Origin of the sequence: Polynucleobacter necessarius, assembly GCF_900096765.1 — a bacterium.
GTDB classification, from domain to species: Bacteria; Pseudomonadota; Gammaproteobacteria; order Burkholderiales; family Burkholderiaceae; genus Polynucleobacter; species Polynucleobacter necessarius_F.
On the sequence record NZ_LT615228.1, the window covers coordinates 1,318,373 to 1,330,861 of the forward strand.

A 12,489-nucleotide genomic window follows, 5' to 3' on the forward strand; every position below is an offset into this window, starting at 1 on the left:
TTATACGAATCGACCATGACTGACTCTCGCTTAAACACCCTCCGCAACTGGCTAAAAACCCTGCAGCCTAGCTGGCAATTAGATCTTGATACCTTGGCGCCTGCCTCGGCCGATGCCAGTTTTCGGCGGTATTTCCGAATTGAGTCCAAAAACCCTGATTTTGGCACTTTGATCATTATGGATGCTCCGCCGCAACATGAGCCCTTAAATGCCTTCATTCAGGTGGATTTATTACTTTCAGAAGCGGGTATTAATGTCCCTAAAATTTTGGAGCAAAGCATTGCAGAAGGTTTTCTTTTGCTTAATGACTTAGGCAATAAAACCTATCTTGCGCAACTGAATGATGAAACTGCAAATCGTTTATACCAAGATGCCACAAATACGCTAATTAAAATGCAATTGGCTAGCAAGCCAAATGTGCTACCAAACTATGATGCCGCACTGTTACAACGTGAGTTAGATTTATTTCCTCAATGGTACTTAAGCAAGCATTTGCAAATTGAACTAAGCGGTACTCAGCAAGAGCAACTCAAGAATGCATTTGAGCTCATCATTGCAAATAATCTTGCGCAGGCTAAAGTTTATGTTCACCGCGACTATCACTCTCGCAATTTAATGGTGACCGATATCAACAATCCTGGTGTCTTGGATTTTCAAGATGCCGTCTATGGCTCTATTACCTACGATGCATCTTCGCTCTGGCGCGATGCATACATCGCGTGGCCCGAGGAAAAAGTAATTGACTGGACTATCAAATTCTGGGAGCAAGGACGTAAAGCTGGACTCCCTATGCCAGATGACTTTGGTCAGTTTTACCGTGACTTTGAATGGATGGGACTACAACGTCATTTAAAAGTACTTGGTATTTTTGCCAGACTATTTCATCGGGATGAGAAAGATGGTTACCTTAAAGATATCCCATTGGTTTTGGAATATGCGATTGCAACAGCAAATCGTTACATTGAATTAAAGCCGTTGGCACGTATTCTGGAAGCAACGCGTTCAAATATTCAATCAAAGTAATGATGGACAAGTACAACTCTATTCCTTGTTTTTTGCTTGCTGCTGGCAGAGGAGAAAGGATGCGTCCTTTAACAGATCACCTCCCCAAACCTTTGCTCACTATTCAAAATAAGTCCCTACTTGCCTGGCATTTGGAAGCACTCTCTAGTGCCGGCATTCAAAATGTCGTAATCAATCATGCGTGGCTGGGCGAGAAGATTGAACAAGCACTCGGCTCTGGCGATCAGTTTGGACTCAATATCCAATACTCTCCTGAAGTGACTGCCTTAGAGACTGCAGGTGGAATTGCTAAGGCCCTTCCCATTCTTAAAGCAAAAGACTACTTTTTGGTTATTAATGGCGATGTGTTTAGTCCTGAGCTTCCCCTCCAAAGGCTTCTAGAACAAGTTTTGCAGTTACGACAAGATGTCGGTCCAATTTTGGCGCACCTCTTGCTGGTTCCCAATCCCGCTCAACACCCCAATGGTGACTTCTACCTCCAGGGTTCTCAAGTAAGTGATACACCACTAGCCGGCTCAGAAAAGCTGACTTTCTCTGGAATTGGTATCTACCACAAGGATCTCTTTAGAAATTTAGTCATTGATACATCTGCAAAGCTTGCTCCCTTGCTTAGTGAGGCTATGGCGCAAAATAAAGTGACCGGTGAAAAATATCTAGGTCCGTGGCACGATGTAGGTACGCCACAACGCCTAGAAGAACTCAATGCAGCATATGAATAAAAACAATATTTATCAACTTCGTAGAGAGCAACTCGCAAAGCAGATTTTTGCCAAAACCGGTGGCGGCATTGCCATCATTGCCACTGCACCAGAATTGGCTCGTAATCGTGATAATGATTTTCCGTATCGTCATGACAGCGACTTCTTTTATTTAACTGGGTTTGAAGAGCCTGGCGCTACCTTGGTAATGCAAATTCAAGGCGAACAAAAAAATTACACACTCCAATCGCATTTATTTTGTAGGCCCAAAGATCTAGAGCGAGAAATTTGGGATGGCTTCAGACTTGGGCCTGAAGCAGCTCCGAAGGCTTTGGGGATCGAATTTGCTCACAGCACTCAAGAGCTTGATCAAAAATTAAGTGACTTACTTGCTGATCAAGAGGCGATTTATATTCGACTTGCTGAAAGTGCAGAAGCTGATAGACGCTTACGACACTGGATGAAAGAAGTGCGAGCTCAAGCTCGCTCGGGAGTTAATCCACCCTCTGAGTTTCATGATATTGAAACTTTGATTCATGAAATGCGTCTTTTTAAAGATGCACATGAAATTGATATCATGCGTCGCGCTGCAGAAATTTCTGCACGTGCTCATGTGCGCGCGATGCAAGCCTGCAAACCGGGAATGCGCGAGTATCAACTTGAAGCCGAACTTCTTCATGAGTTTCGTAACAGCGGCGCGCAAAGTGTTGCCTATAACAGCATTGTTGCCGGGGGTGCTAACTCATGCATCTTGCACTATCGTGCAGGTTCAACGGAGTTACGTAGCGGAGAGCTCTGCTTAATTGATGCTGGCTGTGAATTAGATGGCTACGCATCCGACATCACCAGAACCTTTCCGGTTAACGGAAAATTTTCCGGGCCTCAGCGCGCGCTCTATGACATCACCCTAGCAGCACAAGAAGCCGCCATCTCCATGAGTAAGCCCGGTAATACTTTCATGCAGCCGCATGAAGCCGCTTTAAAAGTGCTCACCCAGGGCTTATTAGATGAAAAGTTGCTCAAACTATCAGAGCTAGGCTCACTTGAAAATGCACTTGAGAGTGGCGCTTATCGCCGCTTTTACATGCATCGCACTTCGCACTGGTTAGGTATGGATGTTCATGATGTAAGCTCCTATCGCGAACCAATTGATTCGCTCGCTTCTGAGAAACCATGGCGCATTCTCAAAAGCGGTATGGTGATCACTATTGAGCCTGGTTTGTATATCAGGCCAGCTTACGATATCGATGAAGCATTTTGGAATATCGGCATTCGCATTGAAGATGATGCGGTTATCAATGATTCGGGATGCGAGTTGATTTCTCGCGGTGTTCCTGTGAAGGCTGATGAAATCGAAGCCTTAATGAAAAACGCTTAAGAGTATCGAACGATATATGAGCGGATCTAGTTGCGATATTGTGATTCATGGTGGTGGGCCAGTTGGCTTATCTTGCGCTGCATGGATTTTGCAAAAATTTCCAGATGCCAAGCTCACTTTGCTCGATCGCAATCCAGTTAATGATGCCGACTTAGCAAATACTGACGGCAGAGGCATTGCACTCTCCCATGGCAGCAAACTTCTTCTCGACACCATCGATGCCTGGCCAAGCGATTGCGCTGATATTCATCGAGTACATGTCTCACAAGCGGGACGCTTTGGTCGCGCCCTCATGACGCGAGAAGAGCTGGCACAAGACGCACTAGGTCATATTATTCGCTATCGCGATATTCACATCACATTACGCAAAGCTCTTAGAACCATTCAAAAAAGTAGTCCTCATTTTTCTTGGCAACATATTGGCAAGGATGAGCAAATTCACATTGACGCAAGATGCGTAGTTCATGCTGAAGGCGGTCTCTTTAAAACTCAAGATTGGGTAGAGTCTGGTCGCGACTATGGTCAATCTGCATTAGTAGGCTTGGTTGAGGTTAAAAATGCTGTGCCTCATCAAGCGTGGGAACGCTTTACAAGCGAAGGTCCATTAGCTGTATTGCCTAGTCATTATGGCAATAATATTTTGAATCTCGTTTGGTGTGGGTCTCCTGAGTCTTCACAAAAACGCCTAGATCTAAGTGATGCAGATTTTCTCATTGCCCTGCAAAAAGAATTTGGTGCACGAATTGGCCGCTTCCTCAAAATTCAAGATCGTCGTTTATACGAACTTGGCCTGAACTACCGCAAGCACATTACCCAACATCATGAAGTGTGGATTGGCAATGCTGCGCAAACTTTGCATCCAGTAGCCGGGCAAGGACTCAATCTTGGTCTCAGGGACGCTTTCTTATTAGCCGAAAGACTCGCCGGCGTTTTTTCTGGTCCTCAAGACGAACAATCTTCAGCTCACATTCAAAACGCATTGGAAGCTTATGCACAAAGCCGCCAGGCAGACCGTAAGGCAACCATTGGTTTAACGGACTTTATGGCCAGAGTATTTACCTCAAATCTAGTGCCTGTAGTGGCAGCCCGTGGGCTGGCTTTATCAGCTCTCCAATGGCTTCCGCCGGTAAAGAAAGCCTTAGCCCGCCAGATGATGTTTGGCAGACGCTAAGGGGCTTAAATTAGCCCCAAAGATCAATATTCCAGAATTGCTCGAAACCTAGCAACCTGCCTAAAAAATAGGCAGATTTGGGCTCGACTGTGCTAAAGTGTCATGCTTTACGCAAGACTCCTTCAATATACATCCCCGTAAATGAAGATCGGCCCACATCTCCCTCGCAAATAGACTATTTGTAGCCCCTATGGCGGGGGTAACTGATCGTCCATTTCGGCAGCTTTGCAAGCAACTGGGCGCAGGATATGCAGTCTCTGAAATGGTGACATCCAATGCCTTGCTCTGGAAAAGCGAAAAAACACAGCGTCGCGCAAATCACATCGGTGAATTCAAACCCATTGCGGTACAAATTGCTGGCGCAGATCCAGCCATGATGGCTGCTGCTGCCAAAGTCAATGTTGACCATGGAGCCCAAATTATTGATATCAATATGGGCTGCCCAGCAAAAAAAGTATGTAACGTTGCAGCTGGATCCACACTCTTGCGTAATGAAACTCTTGTGCAAAATATTTTAGAGGCTGTTGTCAATGCGGTTGGCATTGGACCAGATGCGGTCCCTGTCACATTAAAAATTCGTACTGGCTGGGATTGTGAACATAAAAATGCGATCGAAGTTGCAAGAATTGCTGAACAGTCTGGCATCTCCGTGCTGACCGTTCACGGCCGCACCAGAGCCGATCTATATCATGGGGAAGCAGAATACGAAACTATCACTGCAGTCAAAAATAGTGTGCGCATACCGGTAGTGGCCAATGGAGATATCAATAGTCCTGAAAAAGCGGAGTTTGTTTTAAAACAAACCGGTGCTGATGCCATCATGATTGGTCGCGCCGCACAAGGTCGTCCATGGATATTCCGCGAAATTCATCACTTCCTAGAAACTGGTAACGAGCTACCCACCCCAGAAATCAATGAAATCCAGAGCATTATGAATGCCCATCTACTGGATCACTATGAGTTCTACGGCGAGCATATTGGTCTTCGTAAAGCCCGTAAGCATATCGGCTGGTACTGCAAAGGTTTACGTGATTCTCATGCCTTTCGTCAGCGCATGAATACTGCCGATGACTGCAAAACCCAATTGCAAATGGTGAATGATTATTTTGATGAGATGAAATCTCACTCTGATCGTTTAGTTTTTTTAGAAGCAGCGTAATTTTAGTTTTTTGTATTGATATCAATTTATGACCAATAAACATCCCATCACCGAATGTATTGAAACGCAACTACAAGCGTACCTGACGGATTTAAAGGGCACTCCACCAAGCAATATTTATCAAATGGTATTAGCTGTCGTTGAGAAACCGATGCTTGAGCTTGTCATGCGTCACGCCAAGCAAAACCAGTCACTAGCAGCACAGTATTTAGGCATTAATCGCAATACTTTGCATAAGAAATTAGTGGAGCATCAATTGCTCAGGTAAGCAGTGAATTTATTAACCTTCGAAACTACTCTTCATTCAATCCTTTAAAAACTATGATCCGCACAGCCCTTCTCTCCGTTTCCGATAAAAATGGCATCGTCCCTTTTGCTAAATCACTTCATGAGCAAGGTATTCAATTGATTTCTACCGGGGGTACTGCAAAACTATTGGCCGAGAATCATTTACCAGTTGTTGAAGTGTCTTTATTAACAAAATTTCCAGAAATGCTTGATGGGCGTGTAAAGACTTTGCATCCGATGGTTCACGGTGGCTTACTCGCCCGCAGAGATCTTCCTGAGCATATGGCCGCCCTCAAAGAACACGGTATCGATACGATTGATATGCTGGTGATTAATCTTTATCCGTTTAATGAAACGGTTGCCAAAGAAAATTGTTCGTTTGAGGATGCAGTTGAGAATATTGATATCGGCGGCCCTGCCATGTTGCGTGCTGCAGCCAAGAATCATCAAGATGTCACTGTACTGATCTCGCCAGAAGATTACGCACCGATATTGGCAGAAATGAAAGCCAATAACAATACGGTATCTTACAAAACCAATCTAGCCTTAGCAAAAAAGGTATTTGCACACACCGCCCAGTACGATGGTGCAATCGCCAACTATCTCTCAGCTTTGGGTGATGACTTAGATCACAAGGCACGCTCAGCATACCCAGAGACATTGCATTTGGCTTTTGAGAAAGTACAAGAGATGCGCTATGGTGAAAATCCACATCAATCAGCGGCCTTCTATAAAGATATCAATCCTGTAGAGGGCGCTCTAGCCAACTATAGGCAATTGCAAGGAAAAGAGCTCTCCTATAACAACATTGCTGACGCAGACTCTGCTTGGGAATGCGTCAAGAGCTTTACTGGAAACGTCGGTGGGGCTGCTGCGTGCGTCATCATTAAGCATGCCAACCCCTGTGGCGTAGCAGTTGGTGCTTCCGCTCTAGAGGCCTACCAAAAGGCTTTCAAAACTGACCCTAGTTCTGCTTTTGGCGGCATCATTGCTTTGAATGTGCCATGTGATGGCGCTGCGGCCGAAGCCATCTCAAAACAATTTGTAGAAGTATTAATTGCTCCTGGCTTTAGCGATGAAGCCAAGGCAATTTTTGCAGCCAAGCAAAATGTTCGTCTTCTAGAAATCCCCCTAGGTGGCGCATTTAATACTTTTGACTTCAAACGAGTTGGTGGCGGCTTACTGGTGCAATCACCTGACGCTAAGAATGTTTTACAAAACGAGATGCGCGTTGTCAGCCAAAGACAGCCAACCCCTAGCGAAATGAATGACATGATGTTTGCTTGGCGCGTAGCGAAGTTTGTCAAATCCAACGCAATTGTCTATTGCGCCAACGGCATGACTCTCGGCATTGGCGCCGGTCAAATGAGCCGCGTAGACTCTGCACGGATGGCCAGCATTAAAGCAGAAAATGCAGGCTTAAGCCTCAAGGGATCAGCTGTAGCCAGCGATGCCTTTTTCCCATTCCGCGACGGTTTGGATGTCGTAGTGAATGGTGGTGCAAGCTGCGCGATCCAACCTGGCGGCAGCATGCGTGATGATGAAATCATTGCAGCGGCGAATGAGCATGGCATTGCCATGATCTTCACTGGCACTCGTCACTTTCGTCACTAAGCAAATTTAGTACTCATGCGCTGGATTGGAATCGACCCGGGCTTACGGACTACTGGTTTTGGGGTCATTGATGTCGATGGCCAAAAACTCACTTACGTAGCTTCCGGAACGATTGAGAGCGGTGATCCAGTCAAGGGGCTCCCAGAGCGTCTAGGGGCTCTTTATGCTGGCGTAAAAGAGGTTTTAGATACCTATCATCCTCAGTCAGCCGCCATCGAGGAAGTGTTCTTGAACGTCAACCCTCGTTCCACATTAATGCTGGGACAAGCTAGGGGTGCTGTGATTGCAGCCCTCGTTTCTGAAAATCTTCCTGTCGCTGAATACAGTGCTCTGCGAGTAAAACAAGCGATTGTGGGTACAGGTCGTGCTGCTAAACCTCAAGTTCAAGAGATGGTGAAGCGCTTACTACGCTTAAGTCGCGCACCAGGCGCCGATGCTTCGGATGCCTTGGGGGTTGCAATTTGCGCCGCTCACCATGCGCAAATACCTAAAGCCATTAGTGCTGCACTGATTCCAAAAAAACGTAGCAAGTAAAAATATACATCACAGGTTAAGATCTTTATATGATTGGTCGCATTCAAGGTACTCTCGTTTCAGTTCACCCTCCTAGACTCTTGGTGGATTGCCAAGGCATTGGTTACGAGGTAGATGTGCCAATGAGCACCTTGTATCAATTGCCACAAGCAGGTCAAAAAATTACTTTGCTAACGCACTTTCAGGTGCGTGAAGACGCTCAACAGCTCTTTGGTTTTGCCACAGAGACTGAACGTGAAGCATTTAGGGCACTTATTAAAATTAGTGGTGTTGGCTCTCGCACAGCACTAGCCATTCTATCTGGAATGAGCGTCAATGAACTGGCTCAAGCAATTGCTCTACAAGAAGCAGGGCGCTTGACTCAAGTTCCTGGCATCGGCAAAAAGACTGCCGAACGTTTATGTCTTGAACTCAAAGGCAAGCTTGCGCCAGATCTTGGCATCACACCAGGCGGCAGCTCTCAAGCACTTGAAGCTAGCAGCGAAGTATTACAGGCCCTCTTAGCTCTGGGATATTCCGAAAAAGAAGCCATCCTTGCTCTCAAGCAAATTCCGCCTGATACCTCTGTTTCTGATGGCATCCGTATGGGACTGAAATATCTTTCAAAGCCATAAAACCACTACACTTGCAGTATGGCAATTCACACTGACGACCTAAGCTCTATCCCCGAAGATTTACCGGAAGGAAACGATCGCATTGTGAGCGGGACGGTAGGCAATGCTGAAGCAGTATTTGAAAGAGCATTGCGCCCCAAACAGCTTGATGAGTATGTCGGACAGACCAAGGCACGCGCCCAATTAGAGATTTTCATTAGCGCTACGAGAGCAAGACAAGAAGCCCTAGACCATGTACTACTATTTGGCCCTCCTGGTCTTGGTAAAACTACTCTCGCCCACATCATTGCGAGAGAGCTAGGCGTTAACTTACGTCAAACCAGCGGCCCCGTCTTAGATAGGCCTGGCGATCTTGCAGCTCTGTTAACCAATCTAGAGGAAAACGATGTGCTCTTTATCGATGAGATACATCGTCTTTCACCAGTGGTTGAAGAAATTCTCTACCCAGCACTAGAGGATTACAGTCTTGACATCATGATCGGTGAGGGCCCGGCTGCTCGCAGCGTCAAAATTGATCTCAAACCATTCACTTTAATTGGTGCCACCACTCGTGCCGGTATGCTCACCAACCCATTGCGTGATCGTTTCGGTATTGTGGCAAGACTGGAGTTCTACACCACTGAAGAACTCACCAAAATTATTGAACGCTCCGCCAATTTACTGAAGGCAGATATTGATCCAGATGGATCAGTAGAAATCGCTAAGCGTGCTCGTGGCACACCTCGTATTGCCAATCGCTTATTACGTCGCGTGCGGGATTATGCCGAGGTGAAAGGTACTGGCACCATCACTAAAGCAATGGCTGATGCCGCCTTGAAGATGCTGGATGTTGATCCGAGCGGCTTTGATGTCATGGATAGAAAACTACTAGAAGCGATCTTGCACAAGTTTGATGGAGGTCCAGTAGGCATCGATAACTTAGCGGCTGCCATTGGCGAAGAGCGCGATACGATTGAGGATGTTTTGGAGCCTTACCTGATTCAACAGGGCTACCTACAAAGAACTTCGCGCGGCCGTGTAGCTACTCGCCAAGCCTATGAGCACTTTGGCTTAACACCACCAAGTGGCAGTGCTAGCCTAGATCTTTAAGACCATCTGTTAACTGAGGGTGACTTTTACAAACTTACGTTTGCCAACCTGCACTACGTAAGTTCCTACTTCAATCTTAAGCTGCTTATCAGACACATTGACGCCGTCAATCTTGACACCATTTTGCTCAATATTGCGCATCGCTTCCGAAGTTGATGGAGCCAGCCCAGCAGCCTTCAATAAGCTTGCAACTCCCATCGGGGCACCCGAGAGATTGACCTGTGGAATATCATCAGGTACTCCACCCTTAGCGCGATGGTTAAAGTCTTCTAATGCTTTTTCTGCGGCAGCCTGAGAATGAAAGCGTGCCACGATTTCTTGGGCAAGCAACACTTTGCAGTCTTTTGGATTTCGTCCAGCGGCAACTTCTTGCTTCATCAAATCAATTTCTGACATCGGTCTAAACGACAACAGCGTGAAGTAATCCCACATTAAATCATCAGAGATACTCAAGAGCTTGCCAAACATATCACCCGCAGGCTCACTAATACCAATGTAGTTACCCTTAGATTTACTCATCTTCTCAACGCCATCTAAGCCCACTAAAAGCGGCATTGTCAGGATGCATTGAGGCTCTTGGCCATACTCGCGCTGAAGCTCGCGACCTACTAAGAGATTAAATTTTTGATCTGTACCACCCAACTCTAGATCACTCTTGAGCGCAACCGAGTCATATCCCTGCATGAGTGGGTATAAAAATTCATGAATCGAGATAGGAACACCATTGCGATAGCGCTTCGTAAAGTCATCACGCTCTAGCATGCGGGCGACGGTATGTTTTGCAGCAAGCTGAATCATACTGCGCGCACCCAATGGATCACACCACTCACTGTTATAGCGTACTTCTGTTTTAGCAGGATCGAGCACCATGCTGGCTTGTCGATAATACGTTTCTGCATTGACAGCGATTTCATCTGCGGTCAATGGAGGACGTGTCGCATTGCGGCCTGATGGATCACCAATCATGCTGGTGAAATCACCAATCAAGAAAATAACGGTATGCCCAAAATCTTGTAACTGACGCAATTTATTTAAAACTACGGTATGACCCAAATGAATATCGGGCGCAGTAGGATCTAGACCCAATTTAATTCGCAATGGAGTCTTAGTTGCTTGACTACGAGCGAGCTTTTGCACCCAGTCGGCCTCAACCAATAGCTCATCGCAACCGCGTTTAGTAACTTCGAGCGCTGCAAAGACTTCAGGAGTCAAAGGATATTTTGGATCTGGTTTGGCCGTCATGCTGATTCGGGTTGCTGATTCAGTTAAATTAGTAGTTAAATTGCTAAAGCATAATTGTCGCATCCCTGAGAGCCAAACCTAGATCTGCATGAACAAACCTTTTTCCTTCTATATCGGCCTGATGTCTGGTACCAGCCTAGATGGAATAGATGCTGTTCTTGCCAAGATTGGGCCCAATGGGGAAACCAGTGCCCAAGCCTCCATCAGCATGCCTTTTCAGCCTACACTTCGAAAAGCCCTATTTGATCTCCAGAGCCCAGGGCCAGATGAACTACACAGGGAAAAGCAGGCTGCCAATACTCTGGCTTTAGCCTATGCACAAGCCGTTGAACAATTACTGAAAAAGTCAAACCTGGAGCCTTCAGACATCTGCGCCATCGGCGCCCATGGACAGACCATCCGACATCAGCCGCATTTAGGCGATATGGCCTACACCCACCAAACCCTCAATCCAGCCTTATTAGCTGAAAAAACGGGTATTGATGTCATTGCTGATTTTAGAAGTCGTGACCTTGCTGCCGGAGGTCATGGTGCTCCACTAGTCCCCGCTTTTCATGCACAGCAATTTGCATCTTCAAAAAATATTGCAATCCTCAATATTGGAGGCATTGCCAATTTGACGCTTCTTTCAAGTGAAGGCTCTGTTAGAGGCTTTGATTGCGGACCAGGCAATATGTTGATGGATGCCTGGATACAGGAACAACAAGGAAATCCATTTGATACAAATGGCGCTTGGGCACTTCAAGGAAAAGTAAATGAAGCATTGCTCAAGTCAATGTTGTCAGATCCATTTTTCGCAAAGACACCCCCTAAAAGCACCGGTCGAGATGACTTTCATCTGCAATGGTTACAAGAAAAACTAGGAAATGAAAATCTTCAAGCAGAAGATATTCAAGCAACCCTACTACATCTCACCGCTCATAGCACCTTAGATGCCTTGTCGCGCTATGCACCGCAGACCGAAGAGTTGCTTGTCTGCGGCGGTGGAGCACGAAATGGTGCATTGATGAATTTACTCAAAGTAAAAGCACTACAGTTTTTCAAACACGCATTAAAAATCTCTTCCACTGATTCTGCTGGTATCGATCCTCAACTAGTTGAAGGTCTTGCCTTTGCATGGCTTGCGTGGGCCCATCAAGAAAAACGGCCAGCAAACTTGCCAGCCGTTACAGGAGCGAAGGGGCCTAGAGTTCTAGGTGCTCGCTACCCAGCTTAGTTTCTTAAAACTTTAAGCCGAGAAAGAAGATCCGCAACCACAAGTTGTTGTGGCATTTGGGTTCTTAATCACAAATTGAGATCCATTAATATCTTCTTTGTAATCAATTTCAGCACCAACTAAATATTGGAAGCTCATGGAGTCAACCAATAAAGTAACACCGTTCTTTTCAAAGAGAGTGTCATCTTCATTCACAGCATCATCAAATGTGAAGCCATACTGGAATCCTGAGCAACCACCACCTTGCACGAATACGCGCAACTTCAACTCTGGATTGCCTTCTTCAGCAATCAAGTCAGCCACTTTTGCAGCAGCAGCGTCAGTGAACACCAAAGGGGTTGGTGGCTCAGCCAAATCTTGTGCAGTTTGCGTAGCTAATTCAGTCATGATTTACTCCCAATTCAAAGGCAATATCTTATTTTAGGCTTTTAATGCCGAATTTGCTTAAGGGTACTGTTGCCAT

General features: G+C 46.0%; 13 protein-coding genes. 11 read left to right on the forward strand and 2 right to left on the reverse strand.

Annotated features, from left to right (window positions below; genetic code table 11):
• Nucleotides 1-15: 15 nt before the first annotated feature.
• From DXE33_RS06820 to ruvB, 10 genes are all read left to right on the forward strand, one after another.
• A complete protein-coding gene (locus DXE33_RS06820; protein ID WP_114639225.1) occupies nucleotides 16-1,023 on the forward strand; it encodes an aminoglycoside phosphotransferase family protein in 1,008 nt (335 codons plus the stop codon).
• A 2-nt stretch (nucleotides 1,024-1,025) separates the two neighbouring features.
• Nucleotides 1,026-1,742: an N-acetylmuramate alpha-1-phosphate uridylyltransferase MurU gene (gene murU / locus DXE33_RS06825; RefSeq protein ID WP_174222322.1), complete on the forward strand. Its 717-nt coding sequence runs from the start codon at nucleotides 1,026-1,028 to the stop codon at nucleotides 1,740-1,742.
• Nucleotides 1,735-3,099: an aminopeptidase P N-terminal domain-containing protein gene (locus tag DXE33_RS06830; protein WP_114639226.1), complete on the forward strand. Its 1,365-nt coding sequence runs from the start codon at nucleotides 1,735-1,737 to the stop codon at nucleotides 3,097-3,099. Before murU ends, DXE33_RS06830 begins: the two co-directional genes overlap by 8 nt.
• Before the next feature lie 16 nt (nucleotides 3,100-3,115).
• Nucleotides 3,116-4,270, forward strand: a complete 1,155-nt coding sequence (locus DXE33_RS06835; RefSeq protein ID WP_114639227.1) for an FAD-dependent monooxygenase — start codon at nucleotides 3,116-3,118, stop codon at nucleotides 4,268-4,270.
• 190 nt (nucleotides 4,271-4,460) lie between these two features.
• Complete coding sequence (dusB, locus tag DXE33_RS06840; RefSeq protein ID WP_114639228.1) at nucleotides 4,461-5,429, forward strand: tRNA dihydrouridine synthase DusB; 969 nt, start codon at nucleotides 4,461-4,463, stop codon at nucleotides 5,427-5,429.
• Nucleotides 5,430-5,457: 28 nt separating this feature from the next.
• Nucleotides 5,458-5,697 carry a helix-turn-helix domain-containing protein gene (locus tag DXE33_RS06845; protein ID WP_114639229.1) on the forward strand — a complete coding sequence of 80 codons (240 nt, stop codon included), beginning with the start codon at nucleotides 5,458-5,460 and terminating at the stop codon, nucleotides 5,695-5,697.
• A gap of 53 nt (nucleotides 5,698-5,750) precedes the next feature.
• Nucleotides 5,751-7,331: a bifunctional phosphoribosylaminoimidazolecarboxamide formyltransferase/IMP cyclohydrolase gene (gene purH, locus DXE33_RS06850; RefSeq protein ID WP_114639230.1), complete on the forward strand. Its 1,581-nt coding sequence runs from the start codon at nucleotides 5,751-5,753 to the stop codon at nucleotides 7,329-7,331.
• A gap of 15 nt (nucleotides 7,332-7,346) precedes the next feature.
• Entirely contained in the window at nucleotides 7,347-7,865 is a 519-nt protein-coding gene (ruvC, locus tag DXE33_RS06855; RefSeq protein WP_114639231.1) for a crossover junction endodeoxyribonuclease RuvC, read from the forward strand.
• Between the two features lie 29 nt (nucleotides 7,866-7,894).
• Nucleotides 7,895-8,479 (forward strand): Holliday junction branch migration protein RuvA, encoded by a 585-nt coding sequence (gene ruvA / locus DXE33_RS06860; protein WP_114639232.1) that lies wholly within the window; start codon nucleotides 7,895-7,897, stop codon nucleotides 8,477-8,479.
• A gap of 18 nt (nucleotides 8,480-8,497) precedes the next feature.
• Nucleotides 8,498-9,568 carry a Holliday junction branch migration DNA helicase RuvB gene (gene ruvB / locus DXE33_RS06865; protein ID WP_114639233.1) on the forward strand — a complete coding sequence of 357 codons (1,071 nt, stop codon included), beginning with the start codon at nucleotides 8,498-8,500 and terminating at the stop codon, nucleotides 9,566-9,568.
• A gap of 9 nt (nucleotides 9,569-9,577) precedes the next feature.
• On the opposite strand, the gene tyrS is transcribed toward ruvB, so the two are convergent.
• On the reverse strand, nucleotides 9,578-10,810 hold the full coding sequence (gene tyrS, locus DXE33_RS06870; RefSeq protein WP_114639758.1) for a tyrosine--tRNA ligase: 1,233 nt from the start codon (nucleotides 10,808-10,810) through the stop codon (nucleotides 9,578-9,580).
• An 88-nt stretch (nucleotides 10,811-10,898) separates the two neighbouring features.
• Between tyrS and DXE33_RS06875 the strand changes: the two genes are divergently transcribed.
• Entirely contained in the window at nucleotides 10,899-12,026 is a 1,128-nt protein-coding gene (locus tag DXE33_RS06875; RefSeq protein WP_114639234.1) for an anhydro-N-acetylmuramic acid kinase, read from the forward strand.
• A gap of 12 nt (nucleotides 12,027-12,038) precedes the next feature.
• Here DXE33_RS06875 and erpA read toward each other — a convergent pair whose 3' ends face one another.
• On the reverse strand, nucleotides 12,039-12,413 hold the full coding sequence (erpA, locus tag DXE33_RS06880) for an iron-sulfur cluster insertion protein ErpA (protein WP_114639235.1): 375 nt from the start codon (nucleotides 12,411-12,413) through the stop codon (nucleotides 12,039-12,041).
• Nucleotides 12,414-12,489: the final 76 nt, after the last annotated feature.

Coding starts and splice junctions, on each gene's coding strand:
- DXE33_RS06835 (WP_114639227.1), top strand. CDS start 3,116: ATGAGCGGATCTAGTTGCGATATTGTGATTCATGGTGGTGGGCCAGTT.
- erpA (WP_114639235.1), bottom strand. CDS start 12,413: ATGACTGAATTAGCTACGCAAACTGCACAAGATTTGGCTGAGCCACCA.
- ruvB (WP_114639233.1), top strand. CDS start 8,498: ATGGCAATTCACACTGACGACCTAAGCTCTATCCCCGAAGATTTACCG.
- DXE33_RS06845 (WP_114639229.1), top strand. CDS start 5,458: ATGACCAATAAACATCCCATCACCGAATGTATTGAAACGCAACTACAA.
- ruvA (WP_114639232.1), top strand. CDS start 7,895: ATGATTGGTCGCATTCAAGGTACTCTCGTTTCAGTTCACCCTCCTAGA.
- dusB (WP_114639228.1), top strand. CDS start 4,461: ATGGCGGGGGTAACTGATCGTCCATTTCGGCAGCTTTGCAAGCAACTG.
- DXE33_RS06875 (WP_114639234.1), top strand. CDS start 10,899: ATGAACAAACCTTTTTCCTTCTATATCGGCCTGATGTCTGGTACCAGC.
- purH (WP_114639230.1), top strand. CDS start 5,751: ATGATCCGCACAGCCCTTCTCTCCGTTTCCGATAAAAATGGCATCGTC.
- DXE33_RS06830 (WP_114639226.1), top strand. CDS start 1,735: ATGAATAAAAACAATATTTATCAACTTCGTAGAGAGCAACTCGCAAAG.
- tyrS (WP_114639758.1), bottom strand. CDS start 10,810: ATGACGGCCAAACCAGATCCAAAATATCCTTTGACTCCTGAAGTCTTT.
- murU (WP_174222322.1), top strand. CDS start 1,026: ATGGACAAGTACAACTCTATTCCTTGTTTTTTGCTTGCTGCTGGCAGA.
- ruvC (WP_114639231.1), top strand. CDS start 7,347: ATGCGCTGGATTGGAATCGACCCGGGCTTACGGACTACTGGTTTTGGG.
- DXE33_RS06820 (WP_114639225.1), top strand. CDS start 16: ATGACTGACTCTCGCTTAAACACCCTCCGCAACTGGCTAAAAACCCTG.